This window comes from Streptomyces sp. NPDC059788 (assembly GCF_042732265.1).
In the GTDB taxonomy this organism is placed as follows: domain Bacteria; phylum Actinomycetota; class Actinomycetes; order Streptomycetales; family Streptomycetaceae; genus Streptomyces.
Map to the genome: position 1 here is coordinate 110,953 of NZ_JBHWHY010000014.1, position 18,858 is coordinate 129,810.

The window sequence follows — 18,858 nt, forward strand, 5'->3', positions numbered from 1 at the left end:
CGGCACCTGCTCGGTTTCGTGGACACGGAGGTCCAGCACGATGAAAGCCCTGATGTTCGAAGCTCCCGAGCGAGCCGTGCTCATCCGGCGCGACCTGCCGGAGCCGGCCCCGGGAGAGGCGCTGGTGCGCCTCGCGTACAACTCGGTCTGCGGCAGCGACCTCTCCTTCTACAAGGGGGTCTGGCACGGCTCCACCTACCCCGTCGTGCCGGGGCACGAGTGGAGCGGCACCGTGGTGGACGTCAACGGGGCCGACCACGGGCTGGTCGGCGTCGACGTGGTCGGAGACCTCACCTGCTCCTGCGGGACCTGCCGGCACTGCGCCGAGGGCAAGCCCACGCTCTGCGGGGACCTTCAGGAGCTGGGGTTCACCCGGGACGGCGCGTGCGCCGAGTACATGACCATTCCGGCCGCCAACCTGCACCGGCTGCCCGCGGGGACGTCGCTGCGCGCGGCGTGCCAGGTGGAGCCGCTGGCCGTGGCGCTCAACGCCGTGGACCGGCTGGCCGTCGCCCCCGGGGAGAAGGTGGCCATCACCGGCGCCGGCGGCATCGGCCTGCTGCTCGCGCTGGCCGTCCGGCAGCGCGGGGGAGAGGTCACCGCGTTCGCCGAGCCCGTCGCCGAGCGGCGGGAGGCGGCTGCCTCCCTGGGGGTGGCCGCCACCGTCGGCGGTGAGCCGGGCGACCTCGTCGCGCTCGTCGAGAAACGCCCGGAACTGCGGCCCGACGTCGTCCTGGAGGCGTCCGGCTACCCGTCGGCCGTGCAGGAGGCCATCGAAGCTGTCCGCTCTGGCGGACGGGTGGGACTCGTCGGCTACCGCGTCGAGGAGACCGGGCCGATGGCGCCCCAGCACATCGTCATCAAGATGCTGACGCTCCAGGCGTCCATGGGCCCCGGCACCCGCTTCGGCGAGGCGATCGGACTGCTGGCGTCGGGCGCGGTCGACGTGGAGCCCCTGCTGAGCCACGAGTTCGCCCTGGAGGACCACGACCGGGCCCTGGACGTGGCCCTGCGCCGCGCCGACGGCAACACCCGCTCGTTCTTCAACCTCCGCACTTGACCGCACCGGCAGGTTCCGTCGCACGCCCAGGGGCGGTCCCCGCCGCCCCCACCGGTCCCATGCTCAGGAAGGACGATCCGATGGCGCAATCCCTGGCAGTGCAAGGCGGCAGCGCGGTACGCACCCGGCCCTGGCCCCTGTGGCCCCGGCCCGCGGCCGGCGCGGCCGAGGCGGTGCAGCAGGTGCTCTCCTCGGGCCGCTGGTCCATCAGCGGGCCCTACCGGGGCACCGATTCCCACGAGCGGCGCTTCGCCCGCGCGTTCGCCGAGTACAACGGCGTCTCCCACTGCGTGCCCGCCGCCAGCGGCACCGCCAGCCTGATGCTGGCCCTGGAGGCGTGCGGCGTCGGCGCCGGTGACGAGGTCATCGTGCCGGGACTGTCCTGGGTGGCGTCCGGCTCCACCATCCTCGGCGTCAACGCCGTACCCGTCTTCTGCGACGTGGACCCCCGCACCCTGTGCCTGGACCCCGCTGCCGTCGAGGCCGCCGTCACCGAACGCACCAAGGCCATCGTCGTCGTCCACCTCTACTCGGCGGTCGCCGACATGGACGCCCTCACCGCGCTCGCCGAGCGCCACTCGCTGCCCCTGATCGAGGACTGCGCCCAGGCGCACGGCGCCGCCTACCGCGGCGTCAAGGTCGGCGCGCTCGCCACGGCCGGCACCTTCAGCATGCAGCACAGCAAGATGCTCACCAGCGGCGAGGGCGGCGCGGTCGTCACCCAGGACGCCGACTTCGCGCGCCGGGTGGAACACCTGCGCGCGGACGGCCGCTGCCTGGCCGGACAGCGCCCCGCGCCCGGTGAGATGGAACTGGTCGAGACCGGCGAGCTGATGGGCAACAACCGCTGCCTGTCGGAGTTCCAGGCGGCCCTGCTGACCGAACAGCTCAAGGAGCTCGACGGCCAGCACGCGATCCGCCGCCGCAACGCCGCTCTCCTCGACGGCCTGCTCCGCGCGTCCGGTTACGTCCCCCAGGAGACCTCCGAGGGCACCAGCACCCGCACCCACTACACCTACGCCGCCCGGCTGCCCGAGGACCACCTCACCCACGTCGGCATCACCACCGTGGCCAGGGCGCTCAGCGCCGAACTGGGGCTCACCGTCGCACCGTCGTACGCGCCGATCACCCGCAACCGGCTGTACGACCCGGGCAGCCGCCGACGCTACGCGCTCGGTGTCGAGCACCAGGCACTGACCGACCCCAAGCGCTTCGAGCTGCCGGTGGCCGAGGCCGCCGCCCGGCGCGTCCTGACCCTCCACCATGCCGCCCTGCTCGGTGACGAGAACGACATGCGCGACATCGCGGCGGCGTTCGGCAAGGTCCTGCGGCACGGCGCCGACCTGACCGGATGAGACCGCAGCACCGCCTTGGGACCGTTCCGCGATCCGCCGCAGAAATCGGGGTGAACATGCACGTCACGGCCATCACCATGGAAGACGCCACCTTTCCCTACCGGCTCGGCACCGACTGCGCCGAGGAGATCGTCGCCCGGCTCGGCGACCGCGCCGCCAGCCGCTACCTCGTGGTCTGCGACACCACCGTGGCCGCGCTCTACGGACACGACCTCGTGGCCCGCCTGGAGAAGGACGCCGGCCCGGCCGTCCTGCTCACCCACGAGGCGGGCGAGGTGCACAAGGACGTCACCACCGTCGGCGCGCTGGCCGAACAGGCCCTGGGCGCGGGCGCCGACCGGCGCAGCGTCGTCGTGGCCCTGGGCGGCGGCATCACCGGCAACATCGCCGGACTGCTGGCCGCGCTGCTCTTCCGGGGCATCACGCTGGTGCACGTGCCGACCACCGTCGTCGCCATGCTGGACTCCGTGCTCTCGCTGAAGCAGGCGGTCAACGCGAGTTTCGGCAAGAACCTCGTCGGCACCTTCTACCAGCCCGCCGAGGTCCTCGCCGACACGGCGATGCTGCGCACCCTGCCCGTACGGGAACTGCGCTCCGGCATGGGCGAGGTGGTCAAGAACGCCCTCGCCATCCGCCCCGCCATGACCGAGCGGCTCGCCCAACTCCTGCGCCCCGACGCGCGCTACGGCGACGACGCGCTGCGCTGGATCATCGCCGAGAGCGTCGCCGCCAAGGCCGACGTCACCGGCGCCGACAAGCACGAGCGCCGGGACGGCCTGGTCCTGGAGTACGGGCACACCGCCGGCCACGCCATCGAGCACGCCGCCCGCGGCGAGGTCGCCCACGGCGCGGGCGTCGCCGTCGGCATGGTGATCGCCGCCGAGGTCTCCCGCCGGCTCGGCCACGCCACCGCCTCCTTCGTCGCCCTGCACCGCGAACTGATCGCCAAGGCGGGCCTGGAACACGTCGTTCCGGGGTGCGTGCGCACCGACGACGTCAAGAACTGGCTGACCTACGACAACAAGCGCGGCTACCTGGACTGCGAGGCGGCCACCACCCCCATGGTGCTGCTCTCCGGCCCCGGACAGCCGCTGCGCACCGGCGCGATGCCCCTGGTGCCCGTACCGCTCGACGTACTCAACGAGACGGTGGACGCCCTGGCCGGTCCGGGCCTCCCCGGCGCCGGCCACCGGGCCGCGGTCCCCGTCTGACGCACGGCGGCCCGTGCGCCGCCCGCCCGCGTTCCCGTTTCCTCACCGTCCCTTCCTCCCTGGGGAGTTCTCGTGCGCGTGCTGCGGCTGACCCCGTTCTTCCACCACGACCAGGTCGAGAACTGGCCCGCCGAGTACGACGCCGTCGGCGGGATGCAGGTGCAGATCCTGCGCCTGTCGCGGGAACTGGCCGACCGCGGCGTCGACCAGCAGGTCATGACCGTGGGCTTTCCCGGCCTGCCCCGGTGGCGCCGGGACCGGCCCGGCCTGGTGGTGCGGATCACCCGCGCGCCGCTGCCGAGACTGCGCTCGGAGCTGACCGGGCTGGTCGGCCTCAACCAGGCGTGGTTGATCGGGGCGCTGGCCGCGTGCGCCAGGCTGGGCCGCCGGTGGCGCCCCGACCTCATCCACGTGCACGCCGACGGACAGCTGTGGGCCCTGCTCGCCGGGCCGCTGGCGGCCCGTCTCGTGGGCGCCCCCTACTGCCTGACGCTGCACTGCTCCCGGCTGGCCGTGTACGAGCCGATGTCCCGGCTCGACCGGATACAGCACCGGCTGGTGCGCGCCGTCGAGCGCCACACCGTGCGGCACGCGGCCGGGGTGTCCACCCTGACCGCGCGCACCGCGGACGTCGTCGCCCGCGCCCTGCCGATGGACCGCTCCCTCATCGACGTCGTACCCGACTCCGTGGGGGAGTTCGGCCCGCAGCCCGGAGCCGCCGGGGCCCTCCGCCGGAAGCTCGACGTGCCCGAGGGCGCGCCCGTGATCGGTTACGTGGGACGCGTCGCGCACGAGAAGGGCTGGCGCGACTTCGTGGCCATGGCCGCGCGGTGGCGTGCCGGGCCGGGGGCCGGGGCGGCGGTGTTCCTGGTGGTGGGCGACGGGCCGCAGGGCGACCGGATGCGCAAGGCCGTCGCCGACGCGGGCCTGACCGACCGCTTCCGGTTCACCGGCTTCCTGCCGCACGCCGAGATCCCCGCCGTCATGACGGCGCTGAGCGTCCTGGTGATGCCCTCCGCCCACGAGGAGCTGGGCGGCAGCGCCATCGAAGCCATGATGTGCGGCACCCCCGTCGCCGGGTACGCCGTGGGCGGCCTGCGCGAGACGGTCGGCGGGGTCACCCCCGGTCTGCTCGTGCCGCGCGGCGACATCGCCGACCTCACCCGAGCCGTCCGCGAAGCCGTACAGGAACCGCAACGGGTAAGGCAGTTGGTCGCCGGTGCCCGGCAGCGCCTGGCGTCCGAGTACGGCAGCGGCGCCGCCACCGACCGGGCGCTGGCGCACTACCGCCGCGTCCTGCGCACGAAGGGGGCCGTACGGTGAGGGACGCCCGCACCGGATCGCTGTGGCGCTGCCTGCACCACCTGCGCCCGCACGGCTGGTTCATGGCCGGGGCCTTCGGCGCCGCCCTCGGCTCGATGCTGGCCGGACTGGCCATGCCGGTGGTCCTCCAGCGCCTGATCGACGGACCCCTCGCCCACCGGGACATGGGGGCGCTGCCGGGCCTGATCGCGGGGTTCGCGCTGCTCGGGACCGTCGAGGCGGTCCTGCTGGGCGCCCGCCGGCTGCTGGTCGTACGCCCCGCGACGCATCTGGAGACCACGATGCGCGCCCGCCTCTTCCAGCACGTCCAGCGGCTCCCGTCGTCCTTCCACTCGCACTGGAGCTCCGGGCAGCTGCTGTCCAGAACGGTCTCCGACGTCACCGAGATCGGCCGGTTCTTCGCGTTCTCCGCCGTGTACCTGCTGGTCAACGTCGCGGCCCTGGTGGCGGGTCTGGGCGTGCTGGCCTGGCTCTCACCCGTACTCGCCCTGGTCGTGCTCGTCACCTACCTGCCCATGGTCGTCGCCACCGTCTTCTTCGAACAGCGCTTTCGCACCGTGGCCCGCAGCGCCCAGGAGCAGAGCGGCGATCTCACCACCACCGTCGAGGAGTCGGTTTCCGGCATCCGGGTGCTCAAGGCCTTCGGCCGCTGCCCCGAGACCGTACGCCGCTTCACGGCGCAGGCCCGTGCCCTGCGCCGCACGGAACTGCGCAAGATCTCCCTGACCGCCGCCCTGTGGTGGACCGCCACCGCCCTGCCCGAGCTGGGCATCGTCGCCCTGATGGGATACGGCGGGTACAGCGTGGCCACCGGCCACCTCACCCTGGGCGTGCTGATGGCGGCCATCACCGTCGCCACCTACCTGCGCTGGCCGGCCGACACCCTGGGCTGGCTGGTCGCCGACGCCAGCACCGCCGCCGCCGCGGCCACCCGCTACTGGCAGGTGCGCGACATCCCCCTCGCCGTCAGCGACCCCGCGAACCCGCGGCCCTTGCCGCACCCGCTGCGCGGCGAACTACGACTGGAGAACGTCCACTACCGCCACCCCCAGGGCAGTGACGCCATCCTGCGCGGCATCGACCTCACCGTGCCCCCGGGCACCACCCTCGCGCTCGTCGGCGCCACCGGCTCCGGCAAGAGCACCCTGGTCTCCCTGCTGACCCGCCTGGACGACCCCACCGGCGGACGCATCACCCTCGACGGCACCGACCTGCGCGACCTCGGCCTCGACGACCTGCGCTCGGCGGTCACCTGCGCCTTCGACGACCCCGTGCTGTTCTCCGGCACCGTCCGGCACAACGTCGCCCTCGGCCTGCCGGACGGCACCCACGACGACGAGAGCGTCCACGCGGCACTGCGCGTGGCGCACGCCGACGGCTTCGTCGCGGCCCTGCCCGAAGGACTGGACACCCGCATCGGCGAGGAGGGCACCGGCCTGTCCGGCGGACAGCGCCAGCGCCTGGCACTGGCCCGCGCCGTACTCCCCGGACCCGCCGTTCTCGTCCTCGACAACGCCCTGTCCGCCCTCGACGTGCACACCGAGCGCGAGGTCGAGGCCGCCCTGCGCACCGTACTGGGCCAGGTCACCACCGTCCTCGTAGCCCACCGCCCGGCCACCCTGCGCCTGGCGGACCGGGTCGCGCTCATCGCCGACGGACGCGTGGCCGCCACCGGGACCCACGACGAGCTGATGGCCACCCACGCCGCCTACCGCGACCTGCTCGAATCCCCGGTGACCGCCTCCGCGGTACCGGACGGCACCCCGCGCAACGGCACCGCACGGAAGGTCCGGGCCCGATGACCGACGACACCGCCACCGCCGCCCGGCCGCGCACCCAGGACACGCCCGGCGGTCCGGCGGACACCGACTCCGACCGGCTGCTGCGCGACCGCCGCAACCGTCTGCTGCGCACCTTCCTGCGGCCCGAGAAGCGCCGGCTGGCCCTCGCCGTCGGCCTGGCCCTGCTGGAGAACCTCAGCAGCCTCATCACCCCGCTCCTGATCGCCGCCGCCATCGACCGCGGCCTGCCCGCCGCGACGGACGGCGACTGGGGCCCCCTCACCACCTACGCCTCGCTGGCCCTGACGGCGGGCCTGGCCACCGCGACCCTCAAGTACGGCTTCCTGCGCTACTCCGGCGCCATCGCCCAGAGCCTGCTGTTCCACCTGCGGCACCGCACCTTCGGCCACGCCCTGCGGCTGCCGCTGTCCTTCCACGAGGCGTCCCCCTCGGGCAGCGTCGTCGCCCGCCTGTCCAGCGACGTCGAATCCGTCGAGGAAGTCCTGGAAATGGGGCTGGACGGACTGTTCTCCGCCCTGTTCTCCATGGTCGGCATCATCACCGTGATGATCTGGCTGGACCTGCCGATGGCCGCCGTCGTCCTCGCGCTCTTCGTCCCCCTGTACCTGCTCACCCGCTGGTTCCGACGCCGCTCGCGCGCCGCCTACCGGCGCACCCGGGGCGCCACCGAGCACATCGTGCGGCACACCGGCGAGGCGTACAACGGCATCAAGGCCGTCCAGGCCTTCCGCAAGGAGCACGACAACGCCGCCGAACTGCGGCGGCTGGACACCGGCTACGCCACGGCGCGCGCCGCCTCCGGACGCGTCAGCGCCATCTTCAGCGGCGGCGTCAAACTGATCGGCAACCTCTCGCTCACCCTGCTGATGGCCCTCGGCGCCGTCCGCATCGCCCACGGGCAGCTGGAAGCCGGCACCCTCGCCGCGTTCCTGCTCTACGTCCACCGCCTCTACGACCCCATCGACGAACTGGCCTCCTTCGCCAACGCCTTCTCCGCCGCCTCGGCCGGACTGGAGCGCATCGGCCTGCTCTTCCACGCCCCCGACACCCTCCCCGGACCGGACCGGCCGGTGTCCCTGCCGGCCGTGGCCGCCCCCGGCCGGGTCCGCTTCGAGGACGTGCGCTTTTGCTACGCCCCCGGATCGCCGTACGTCCTGGACGGCGTGAGCCTGGACCTCGCTCCCGGGCAGACCGTCGCCCTCGTCGGGACCACCGGCGCCGGGAAGTCCACGCTCGCCAAGCTCCTGGCGCGGCTCTACGACCCGGCGGACGGCCGGATCACCGTGGACGGGGTGGACCTGCGCGACGTCGCCGACCCCGAACTGCGCACCCACATCGCCCTGATCCCCCAGGAGCCGTTCCTGTTCTCCGGCAGCGTGGCCCACAACATCGCCCTGGGCCGCCCGGACGCCACGCCCCAGGAGATCCGCCAGGCGGCACGGGCCGTCGGCGCGCACACCTTCATCGCCGCCCTGCCCGACGGCTACGACACCGACGTACGCAAACGCGGGGCCGGACTCTCCGCCGGACAGCGCCAACTCGTCGCGCTGGCCCGCACGATGCTCGCCGCGCCGCGCGTCCTCGTCCTCGACGAGGCCACCTCCAGCATGGACGCCCCCTCCGAGCGCGCCGTCCACACCGCGCTCGACCGGGTGCTCACCGGCCGCACCGCACTGATCATCGCGCACAGTCTGACCACGGTCGCCATCGCCGACCGCGTGCTGGTGCTGGAGGACGGCGCCGTCGTCGAGGACGGGCCGCCCGCGGTCCTGGCCACCGGCGACGGCCCCTTCGCCCGGCTGCACCGCAGCTGGCTGTCGGCCACCGACCGGCGCGCCCACCACCCCTCGGACCACTGACGAAAGGCATCGCATGGAGCGCCTGCGGGGACCCTCGCCGCTGGAGAACACCGCCGCCCGCCACCCGGCACCGCTCGGCCCCGCCCACCGCGACGGCCTCGGCCCCGAAGCCGCCGACCGCGTCTGGGACGTCTGCGTCATCGGCAGCGGGGCCAGCGGCGCGGTGGCCGCGGACCGCCTGGTCCGCCAGGGCCTGGACGTCCTCATGATCGAAGAGGGCTTCCGGCTCGCCCCGCACGTCGGCCTCGACGAGGCCGAGTCCCTGAGCCGGCAGGCCCTCGCCCGCGACGACGACGGGAACTGGACCGACGAGGGCTGGCCCTGGACCACCTCCAACCTCGGCGGCGGCACCGTCTATTACGGAGGCGCCTCCTTCCGCTACCGGCCCTTCGACTTCGACCCCGGCGAACTCGTCCACACCGACGGCGTGGACGTCCGCTGGCCCTACACCCTCGCCGACCTCGCCCCCTACTACGAAGTGCTCGAACGCCGCCTCGGCGTGTGCGGCGGCGACGCGCCCGGCACCGCCCGCGGCAGCCGCCACAGCCGGGGCCCCGCCCACCAGCCCTCCCCGGCCGCCCGCGTCCTGCGCGCGGCGGGCGAGTCCCTGGGCTACCGCCCTTTCCCCACCCCTTTGGCCATCAACCGCGACCCCCACGACGGCCGGGCGGCCTGCAACCGCGACTCCCTGTGCGTCAGCCATCTGTGCCCCACCGGCGCCAAGGGCGACGTCGTCTCGGTCTTCCTCGCACCCCTCGCCGCCCACCCCAACTTCGCCCTGCGCACCGGGGTCCGCGCCCTGCGCCTGGAACAGGACCGCTCCGGCGAGGTCGCCGCGGTGCGCTGCCTGGACCGGCAGACCGGCCAGGCGCACCGGATACGCGCCCGTGTCCACGTCGTGGCCTGCAACGCCATCCAGAGCGCCGCCCTGCTGCTGCGTTCGCGCACTCCGTACTCACCCGACGGCGTCGGCAACCACTCCCACATGGTCGGCCGTGGCCTGTGCATGAAGCTCAGCGAGTACGTGAGCGGCACGGTGGACGCCGAGCCCGCCGTCCTCGCCGACCCCCGCACCAACACCGGCCCCTTCTCCACCGTGGCCTTCCTCGACCACTACCTCGACCCCGACTGCCCCAGCGGATTCGGCGGCCTGATCTACGAGTCCAAGCGCGACCAGCAGCACAAACTCGTCCACGACGCCCTGGAACTCAGGATCGAGACGATCCTCGCCGACCACCCCAGCCTCGACAACCGCGTGGGACTCTCCGAGCATCTCGACGAGGACGGCATGCCGGCCGTGGTCATCGACTACACCCCCGACCCCCGCGACCTGGACCGGCTGCGCTACATGACCGGACGCTGCGAACGCCTGCTGCGCACGGCCGGCGCCCGCGGCATCCGCCGCCGGAGCACCGGCTTCACCCAGGGCAGCTCCCATCTGCACGGCACCTGCCGGGCCGGCCACGACCCGGCCCGCTCCGTGGTGGACGCCTGGGGACGCGTCCACTCCGCGGACAACGTCTACATCGTGGACGGCAGCTTCATGCCGTACCCGGGTGGCCTCAACCCCACCCTCACCATCCAGGCCCACGCCCTGCGCACCAGCAGGGCCATCGCCTCCCACCTGGCGGCCGACCGCGCCGCCCACGTGTGACCCGGCACGCAAGAGGAGACACCGATCATGGAACCTGTCGTATGGCCGCCGCGCACCCGGCGCATCCGCACCTACCGCAACATCGTCATCGACGGCGCCTGCAACCTGCGCTGCACCTACTGCGAAGTCAAGGCCATCAAGGTCGACCAGGTCGCCACCAACGCCTCCCTGGACAAGATCTTCGAGCGGTACGAGCCCGGCAACACGCTCTTTCGCGTGGAGTCCAACGGTGAGATCGCCCTCTACCCCAAGATCCTCGACCACCTCCAGCGCCGCGCCGCCGAGGGCTGGCACATCGAGGTCCTGAGCAACGGCACCCGCCTGCCGCGCTGTCTGGAGGGCCGCGAGAACCTGATGTGGGTCTTCTCCGTCGACGGCCACACCGCCCGGATGAACGCCAAACGCGGACTGTCCCAGGAACAGGTCGACCGCATCGTCGACACCGCCGTCGAGCTGGACGCCGAACTCCAGATGGTCTACCACGACCAGAGCCTGGAGGAGGTCAACGAGTTCATCGACCTGCTGTCCTCCCGCAACTACAAGGGCCTGCTGCACTTCATGCCGCTGCTGGCCTTCAAGGGCCGCCCGCTGACCGTCAACCTGCGCTACGAGGACCTGCACCCCGCCGAGTTCCTCGCGCCGTCCGAGTACTTCCGCCGCTGGAACCACATCTTCGAGACCGGCAAGCGCGACGCGGTCTGCGACCAGATCTCCAACGGCTACAACTACTCGGTCTCCGACGACCGCATCGAGATGGTCAAGTGCGACTGCTACTCGGTCCCCAAGCACCTGTACCACGACTTCGGCGACGTACGGGAGTTCGACAACTGGCCCTGCGGCACCTGCATCGCCAACCAGGAGTTCAACAACTCCCGCCCGCGGATGCAGGTCCCCGAGGGCCGGATCACCCTGCCCCTCGTATGACCACCGCACAGCGGTTCGTGCTGGTGCGCCATGCCCAGGCCGCCGTCAACGTCCTCGACGACGACGACCTCATGACCACCCACGACGCCGACGCCGACCTCACGCCGCTGGGGGAGGAGCAGGCACGGGCGCTCGCCGGACACCTGGCGGGCGACCGCGCCGCCTGGCCGGGCCCGCCCGGCGCGCGCGGCTACCACCTCTACACCAGCCCCCAGTTGCGCGCTCGGCGCACGGCCGAGCCGCTGGCCGGCCGCCTGGGCCTGGCCGCCGTCCCCGACCCGCGGCTGGCCGAGGCGCGCGCCCCACACCGCTTCCCGCGACCGCTGCGGGTGCGGGAATGGGACGCCGTCCTGGAAGAGCGGCTGCGGCGCACCGGCGAGGAGATCGCCGGCGTCGAGAGCTGGACGGCGCAGCGCGCGCGGGTCCGGCGGTTCCTGCGCGAACGCTGCGGGAACCGGCCGGGCGCTGGATTCGTGCTGGTCTCCCACGCCGAGACCATCCAGGCGCTGCTGCTGGAACTCCTGGGCCTGGACGACTCCGTCCTGCTCTCGGCCCGCTTCAAGGTCAGCAACACCGGCGTGTTCATCGTCGACAGGGCCGTGGACGTCACCACGGACGGAACGGAGCAGCCATGCGGCTTCCTGGTCGTGGCCAACTCGAAGACCCACCTGGCGCGGACGGCGTGAGCGGCCCACCGGTGCCCGGCCGGACGGCCGACGGCAGCGGCCCGCCGTCGTCCTCAGCCCCCCGGGCCCTGTTCGAGATCTACGACGAGGGCTTCGCCTGCGACACCTGGGGCGGCGTGGAGACCGCCCTGTGGAGCCTCGCCGAAGGCCTGCGCGCCCACGGCGTACAGGCGGACTTCTACCTCTCCTCCGAGGGCGCCGACCTGGAAGCGCTCGCGGAGCGGGTGGCCCGGGAGCGCACGGACGCGGTCTTCCCCCTGGTGGAGAGCGCCCTGTTCCGGGGCGATCAGTGGCGGCGGCTTCCCGCGCTGCACCGGCGGGTGGCCCGTATCTGGCACGATGTCAGCCACCTGACGTCCGACCTCACCACCCCGCCGCCGTGCCCGGCGCACACCCCCGGCGCGGCACCGGCCCAGGACGCGGGCTGCCCGGCCACGCCGGCCCATCCGGACGGGCCCATGCGCGAGGTCTTCCTGCGCGACCTGCCCTGGACCCGCTGCTTCCCCGACCGCACGTACATCCCCTGGGCGGCCGACCACCTGCCCGCCGAGAGCCTGCGCGACGTCGGCGGCCCCGTCGTCATCCAGCTCGGCAAGACCCCCGTCGAGGACGCCGAACGCTGCCTGACACGGCTCCTGGAGGCCCGGCTGCCGGTCCGGGTGGTGTTCGCCACCTGGTCGCGGCAGGGCCGGGCCGCCCGCGAGCTGGTCCACGAGCGGGCCGCGTCCGGCGGCATCGAGGTGTTCGACACCTACGACATCCGTACGGACTGGAAGCGGGTCTACGGGGGAGCGCGGCTGTTCGTGCTGCCCTCCGTCTTCCACGAGACCTTCAACTTCGCCGCGGCCGAGGCCGTCCAGCTCGGCCTGCCCGTCGCGACCCTCGGCGACTGCGGGGCGCTGCCCGGCTTCGCCTCGCTGACCGCCGCCACCATCGGGGACCTGATGGACCGGGTCGTCGCGGAAGGCGCGTCGGTACGGCCCCTGCCGCGCTCGCTCACCGGCTGGGACGAGGTCGCCCACCGCTACGCGCGGCTCATCACCACGACCGGGGACCGCGCCCGGCACGAGGAGGCGCAATGCCGGACCTGATCACCGAACTGCGCGAACACCGCACCCTGCTGATCGCCCCGCACCCGGACGACGTGGCCTACTCCTGCGGCGGCGCGCTCGCGGCCTGCGCCGGAGCCGCGCGCGCCGTCCTGCTGACCGTCTTCACCCGCTCCGCCTGGGCCCTGCCCAAACGGCTGCGCGCGGCGGGCCCGGACGTGATCAGCGCCCGGCGGCGGGAGGAGGAACTGCGCTACTGCCGTGCCCGCGGACTGGAACGCTACGTGCCGCTGGGCCTGGACGACGCGAGCCTGCGCGGCTACGACGACGACACGGAGATGACGGCGGACCCGGCGGCCGACCCGGCGCGCGAGCACATCGCCCGAGTGGTCGCGGAAGCCGTCCGTGACCTGCGGCCCGACCTGCTGCTGGCGCCCGCAGCCGTCGGCGGGCACGTCGACCACCGCCTGGTGCACGACGCCGTACGGGAGTCGGCGCACGACGGCGTGCGGCGCCTCTACTACGAAGACCTCCCCTACGCCGCCCACCAGGCGCCCGCGGACATGGAGAAGACGCTCACGGTGGAGCGCGGACTCGTCCCGTACGCGACCACCGACGTGTCGCACGTCTTCCAGGAGAAGGTGCGCGGCATGTACGTCTACGGCAGCCAGACGGACGAGGAATGCGTCCGCGAAGTGACCCTGCACGCGCGGCGGACGGCCGGGAGCGCACCCGGCGGCCGTGCCGAACGGGTGTGGGCACCGGCCCCCGCCGGCCGGGCCCGGTGAACCGCCCCCGCCTCACGTGCCACTTCGGGCCCGGCCGCCGCACAGCGGCCGGGTCAGCGCACGTCGGCCACGTAACGGGCCAGGGTGTCCAGGTCCTCCCGGATGCGCCGCGCGGCAGCGGCGTCCGGCGCGGGGCAGCGCCGCAGCCACGACTTCACGTTCCACCACAGGGCCTCACCGGCCAGGTCCAGCGCGGCGTCCAGGAGGGCGTCGTCGGCCAGTGCCGCACGCAGCTCGTCCAGACACGCCCCGTCCAGCCGGTTCTCGACCACGAACGAGGCGATCTCGGACTCCAGCGACCCGACCCCGCCCCAGACCCAGTCCAGCCCGAACCGGCGCACGGCCACCGGCTCGTGCGCCCCGGCAGGCACCTTCACCCGCCAGTGCCAGCCCTGGTGCGAGTACGGCAGCGACGTCCGCAGCAGGCGGCCCCGGATGCCGCCCAGCTCCGCCCGGCGGGGCAGGTGCCGGCCGAGCCAGGCCCCGTCCACCGGCAGCGGCCCGTCCAGCCGGTCCCGCAGCCGCCGCAGGGCGCCGTCCAGCCGGTCCCTGGGATCGTGCACGACGGCCCGGTCCACCTCGCCCAGCCCGCCCAGGGCCTCCAGCCCCCGCCAGTAGCGGACCACCGCGTCCAGCGCCCGGCGGCGCCACGGCCCGGACGGCCCGGACAGCGCGGGACCCAGCGGGAGCAGGCCCGGCTCGTGCGCCGTGACGAGATAGCCGTCGAGGTGATGGCGCACGGGCGGCAGGAACTCGCCCAACGCGTCCAGTACTTGGGCGCACCCCGCGCCGTGCGGACCCGTACCGGCGAACCGGAAGTGGTACGCGCCGCCCTCCCCGGAATCCGTGACCAGCGAGAACGGCCGGTTGCGGGGGCTGATGCGGCGCGGCCCCGGCCCGGCCGCCGCGCCGTCCGCGTCCGCAGCGGAACCGGCCGGCGGACCGTAGCGCTCATGGAACGGGCCCCGGAAGGGGACGTGCCGGTAGGGCGTCCCGTCGGCGGGGAGGACACCGTGAGCCCTGGCGCGGGCCGTCAGCCGGTCCGCGTCGGCGGGGGCGAGCGACTGCCACAGCCGGGGCGGCGCGGTGCGCACCGGCGAGGTCTCCACCACGGGCCGCAGGCCGTCTTCGTCCAGGTGGTACACGCGCCCGGGGGAGGCGAACACGATGTCGCGCGCGGCCGGGAAGCGCCGCCGCAGGGCGTCGCGCACGGCGCGGGCGGTGTTCCCGGTATCCGGCTGGTCGTCCACGGCGACGACCGTCGTCCCCGGCGGCAGCGCCCGCGGCAGCCGGTCCGTCTCCGTCGGCACCAGCTCGGCGCGCCCCGCCCGGCGCAGCGGACGCAGCGTCGTCCAGGCGGCGGCCTGACGCCCCCGCGCGGCGACGGCAGCGGCCCACAGCGGAGCCAGGTAGGAGCCGCCCGTACGCACCCCCACCACGAACACCGGCCCGTGGGGCACCGTTTCCCGCAGCCACGTCGTGGCCTGGCCGTGGACCGGCGACAGGTCGGCGAGGTCGTACGCGTAGCACTCGGGCGTCTTCCAGTCCGTCGCGTGCCGCAGCAGCGCCTCCGCCGTCGCGTCGTCCCGGGCCGCCCCGGCACGCCACAGCGCGGCGGTCTGCGCCACGGCGGAGGCCATGGCGTGCTGGAGGAAGGCGGCCGAGGGTACGGAGGCCTCCTGCCCGGGGGCGTCCGCCACGGCCGCCGCCAGAGCCAGGCACGCCCGCCGGACCTCGTCCAGGAGCGCGTGCGCCGCAGCCGGGGCGGCCCGGCACGCGGCCGTGTCGGCGAGGATCTGCTCGACGAAGCAGGCGCAGGCGTACCGGGCCTCCGGGCCGCCGTCCCGCACGATGTGCTCCAGGAACGCCCGGTGCAGCGGCGGCAGTACGGGCGCGGCGGGGGGCGCGGCGGCGCCGTCCGGAGACGGGGTGACGCCGGACGGTGGCGGGGCGCCGCCGTCCGTTCCGAGGAAGGCCGGAGTGCCGCCTCCGTCTCCGTAGGTGAACCGCTCGTCGGTGGTCCGCACGATGTCCCCTCTCCCCGCTTCGTCCGACCCTTGATTCCGGCTCAGGTTTCCGGAGTTTTGTTTTCCGGCCTTTCGCGCTCCGGTACCTTTCGCGGCCGTTCGGGCCACGACTGTGTCCGGGACGCGGACTTCCGATCAATAGCACGCCAGGAAAAGGACCGACAATGACGCGAAATTCCTCCACGCTGGCCGAAAAGCCGACCTGCCCCAAGGACGCGGAAGGCAATCCCCGGATATTCACCGCGGCGCGCGGCGCGCGGCTGACCGACAGCTTCGGCAAGGAGTGGATCGACTTCGACAACGCCCGGGGTTCGGTCGTCCTGGGCCACGGGGACCCCGAGATCGCGGCGGCGGTCGCCCGCGCCGCCACCGGCGCGGCCGGCACCGCCACCGGCTGGAGCCCGCTGGTCGACACCGTCGCCGAGCGGCTGCTCGCGCTGTGCGGCGGCGAGGTCGTCGGCCTCTTCCGCACCGGCACCTCGGCCGTGCGCGCCGCCGTGCTGGCGGTGCGCGAATCCGTCGGCCGGCCCCTGGTCCTCAGCTCCGGCTACCACGGTTACGACCCCATGTGGCAGCCGCCGCACGCGCCGCTGGAGCCCAACGCGGACGGGATCATCGACTTCTTCTACGACCTCGACCTGCTGGCCGGGCTGTTGCGGGACCGCGACCGGATCGCCGCCGTGGTCGTCTCGCCCGACCACATGCACCTGACGCCGGGCTGGTACGCGCGGGCGCGCGCCCTGCTCGCCGACGCGGACGTCCCGTTGATCGTGGACGAGGTCAAGGTGGGCCTGCGCTACGGCCCCGGGCTGTCCACGGCTGACCTGCTGGACGCCGACGTGTGGGTGGTCGCCAAGGGCATGGCCAACGGTTACCCGACGGCGGCGGTCGGCGGCTCCCGCGCCCTGCTCAGGCCGCTGCGCGAGGTGTCCTACACCTCCTTCTTCGAGCCCACCGTCCTGGCCGCGGCCGACCGCACCCTCGCCCGTATGGCCACGGGCGCCCCCCAGCGGACCGTGCGCGAGGCGGGCGAACGCTTCCTCACCCACGCCCGCAAGGCCCTCGCCGGGGCCGGGCTGCCGGTGGAACTGGCCGGTGACGGCTCGTTCTTCCAGTTCGTGGCCGCCACGCGGGAGCTGGAGAAGGCCCTGTGGCGGGCGACGGAGGACGAAGGGCTGCTGTTCTACCGGGGCGACAACCAAGCAGTCTCCGAGGCGTTCGGGCCGGACGTCCTGGACGACGCCGAAGCCCGCTTCACCCGCGTGTGCGACCGGCTGGCGCCCTACGCCTCGGACATCCCGGTGGGCGAGGCGGCCCGCTACGAGGCGGCCTGGAACGTCATCGACGGACTGCGCGAGGCCGAGCGGGACGAACGGACCACCCGGGAGTGGATCAGCCGCCTTCTGGACGACTGACGGGCCGTAAGCCGTCGGGGGCCGGCGGAGGACGAAAGGCATCGGAAGGGCATGGAAATCGGGCCGCCGGAAATTCTCCGGGCCCGGTGGGAACGTACCGCGTTCCCGCCGAGCCCGTAATTCCGGTCCGGCCCGTATCCTCGGCCCGCCGCCCGTCAATTGTCACCGTGGCCCGGTCGCGGGCCACGGAATTCCCCAGCCGTGCTGCCGCGGAAAGGACCGGACCGGCATTACGGAAACGCGCTCAGCGCAGCCCGAGCGCCCTGGTGATGGTCGTGAACAGCTCCGTCTGGTCGGTGACCCCTTCGACCCGCTCGGCATACGGGCCCTGGGCGGCGATGCGGACCTGGGTGCCGGTGTGCTCCTGGCCGTCCTCCGGGGTGTCGGTGGTGGCGTAGCTGACCTTGAGTCGGCTGCCCTCGTCGGTGACGAGCGTCGCGGACAGGCCGGGCGGACTGGCCTCCAGGGGCACGATCTGGCTGCTGTGGCCGTGGTCGGCGGTGGTGATCACCAGTGTGCCGGGGTGCCGGGCGGCGTAGTCGCGGGCGACCTTGACGGCCCGGTCGAAGGCGGCGGTCTCGCCGATCTGGCCGCAGGGGTCCGCCTCGTGGTCCTGCTTGTCGATGGACGCGCCCTCCACCTGGAGGAAGAAGCCCCGGTCCGCGCCGCCGCCCGCCCGTGCCCTGCCCTCCAGCAGTTCGAGGGCCTTGGCGGTCTGCTGCCCGAGGGACGGGGTCCCGGCGGGGCGCTTCGGGTTGGCGGTGACGCAGCGCTGCGGCGCGGTGCCGCCGGCCGCCGCGGGCCTGCCCGTCCACTCCACGGGGACCTCACCGGGCGCGAACAGCCCGAGGATCGGCCGGTCCGGGGTGGCCGTGCGCAGCCCGCGGGCATCGGTGACCACCCGGTAGCCGAGCTTCTCGGCCTGCCGGGTCACGGTCATGCCCCGGTACGGGCCCTGGGTGATCTTCTGGTCGAAGCGCTGCCTGCCGCCTCCGAGCAGCACGTCGGGCCGCAGGCGTACGGACTGTTCGGCGATCGAGCCGGGGCCGCCCCGGGCGATGGTGTCGCGCGGACAGAGCTCCATGTCGGCCGGGCCCTGGCAGTCGCGATCGGTGGCGTGCGCGGCCATCGCGGCGGGGGTGGCGTCGGTCAGTTCGGCGGTGGTCACGGACCCGGTCGCGAGGCCCTTGGCCCGGGCCAGTTCGAGGATCGTGGGCAGTGCGGTGTCGGTTCCGGGCGTCTTGGATATCCGGCCGTTGACGGTCTTGTGCCCGGTCGCCCAGGCGCTGGCGCTCGCGGCCGAGTCGGTGACGTAGTCCGGACGGCCCCGGCTGTCGACCGAGTACGTCGTGTACGTACCGGTCGACGGGAAGTGGTCCATGTTCAGCCGCCCGCCCGCGCCCACCGTGTAGTCGCGGGCCAGCGTGATCTCCGAGTCGCCCATGCCGTCGCCGATCAGCAGGATCACGTTCCGCGCCGCCCGCGGGCCCGTGCCACCGGCCCCGGCTCCGTCGGCGGTGGCCGAGGTCAGCGCGGGGACGGCCGCCGCGACGAGCAGCGCGACGGCCGCCCGGGTGAGCCGGCGGCGCGGGGAACGGGCGCGTGGTGCCGGTGCTTTCATCGTGCCGGACCTCCGTCTTCACGGGGCCGTGGGCGACCCGGTGAGGCTTGTCAACAACAGCGGATGGAATGCTGAGTGAGCGTA

At 73.7% G+C, this 18,858-nt stretch carries 14 protein-coding genes; 12 read left to right on the forward strand and 2 right to left on the reverse strand.

Features of this window, described 5'->3' with window-relative positions; translation table 11 throughout:
- Positions 1-52 precede the first annotated feature (52 nt).
- From ACFV57_RS14750 to ACFV57_RS14800, 11 genes are all read left to right on the forward strand, one after another.
- Complete coding sequence (locus ACFV57_RS14750) at positions 53-1,060, forward strand: zinc-binding dehydrogenase (protein ID WP_385230680.1); 1,008 nt, start codon at positions 53-55, stop codon at positions 1,058-1,060.
- A gap of 80 nt (positions 1,061-1,140) precedes the next feature.
- Positions 1,141-2,415 (forward strand): DegT/DnrJ/EryC1/StrS family aminotransferase, encoded by a 1,275-nt coding sequence (locus ACFV57_RS14755; RefSeq protein WP_385230683.1) that lies wholly within the window; start codon positions 1,141-1,143, stop codon positions 2,413-2,415.
- A 56-nt stretch (positions 2,416-2,471) separates the two neighbouring features.
- Entirely contained in the window at positions 2,472-3,626 is a 1,155-nt protein-coding gene (locus ACFV57_RS14760) for a 2-deoxy-scyllo-inosose synthase (RefSeq protein WP_385230686.1), read from the forward strand.
- 72 nt (positions 3,627-3,698) lie between these two features.
- Entirely contained in the window at positions 3,699-4,949 is a 1,251-nt protein-coding gene (locus ACFV57_RS14765; RefSeq protein ID WP_385230689.1) for a glycosyltransferase family 4 protein, read from the forward strand.
- Entirely contained in the window at positions 4,946-6,751 is a 1,806-nt protein-coding gene (locus tag ACFV57_RS14770) for an ABC transporter ATP-binding protein (RefSeq protein ID WP_385230692.1), read from the forward strand. The genes ACFV57_RS14765 and ACFV57_RS14770 overlap by 4 nt, the downstream gene beginning before the upstream one ends.
- Positions 6,748-8,610 carry an ABC transporter ATP-binding protein gene (locus ACFV57_RS14775; RefSeq protein ID WP_385230695.1) on the forward strand — a complete coding sequence of 621 codons (1,863 nt, stop codon included), beginning with the start codon at positions 6,748-6,750 and terminating at the stop codon, positions 8,608-8,610. Before ACFV57_RS14770 ends, ACFV57_RS14775 begins: the two co-directional genes overlap by 4 nt.
- Before the next feature lie 13 nt (positions 8,611-8,623).
- The gene (locus ACFV57_RS14780; protein ID WP_385230698.1) at positions 8,624-10,264 is read left to right on the forward strand and encodes a GMC oxidoreductase; all 1,641 of its coding nucleotides are present in this window, start codon (positions 8,624-8,626) and stop codon (positions 10,262-10,264) included.
- Positions 10,265-10,291: 27 nt separating this feature from the next.
- A complete protein-coding gene (locus tag ACFV57_RS14785; protein ID WP_385230701.1) occupies positions 10,292-11,188 on the forward strand; it encodes a radical SAM protein in 897 nt (298 codons plus the stop codon).
- Positions 11,185-11,874 (forward strand): histidine phosphatase family protein, encoded by a 690-nt coding sequence (locus ACFV57_RS14790; protein ID WP_385230704.1) that lies wholly within the window; start codon positions 11,185-11,187, stop codon positions 11,872-11,874. Before ACFV57_RS14785 ends, ACFV57_RS14790 begins: the two co-directional genes overlap by 4 nt.
- Positions 11,871-12,965, forward strand: coding sequence for a hypothetical protein (locus ACFV57_RS14795; RefSeq protein WP_385230707.1), 1,095 nt, complete (start codon positions 11,871-11,873; stop codon positions 12,963-12,965). Before ACFV57_RS14790 ends, ACFV57_RS14795 begins: the two co-directional genes overlap by 4 nt.
- On the forward strand, positions 12,953-13,711 hold the full coding sequence (locus ACFV57_RS14800; RefSeq protein WP_385230710.1) for a PIG-L deacetylase family protein: 759 nt from the start codon (positions 12,953-12,955) through the stop codon (positions 13,709-13,711). Before ACFV57_RS14795 ends, ACFV57_RS14800 begins: the two co-directional genes overlap by 13 nt.
- Before the next feature lie 53 nt (positions 13,712-13,764).
- Here ACFV57_RS14800 and ACFV57_RS14805 read toward each other — a convergent pair whose 3' ends face one another.
- A complete protein-coding gene (locus tag ACFV57_RS14805) occupies positions 13,765-15,738 on the reverse strand; it encodes a hypothetical protein (protein WP_385230713.1) in 1,974 nt (657 codons plus the stop codon).
- Positions 15,739-15,902: 164 nt separating this feature from the next.
- Here ACFV57_RS14805 and ACFV57_RS14810 point away from each other — a divergent pair, with 164 nt between their 5' ends.
- Positions 15,903-17,153 carry an aminotransferase class III-fold pyridoxal phosphate-dependent enzyme gene (locus ACFV57_RS14810; protein WP_385230716.1) on the forward strand — a complete coding sequence of 417 codons (1,251 nt, stop codon included), beginning with the start codon at positions 15,903-15,905 and terminating at the stop codon, positions 17,151-17,153.
- Positions 17,154-17,397: 244 nt separating this feature from the next.
- Here the strand turns inward: ACFV57_RS14810 and ACFV57_RS14815 are convergent, their stop codons facing one another.
- Complete coding sequence (locus ACFV57_RS14815; RefSeq protein WP_385230719.1) at positions 17,398-18,774, reverse strand: alkaline phosphatase; 1,377 nt, start codon at positions 18,772-18,774, stop codon at positions 17,398-17,400.
- Positions 18,775-18,858: the final 84 nt, after the last annotated feature.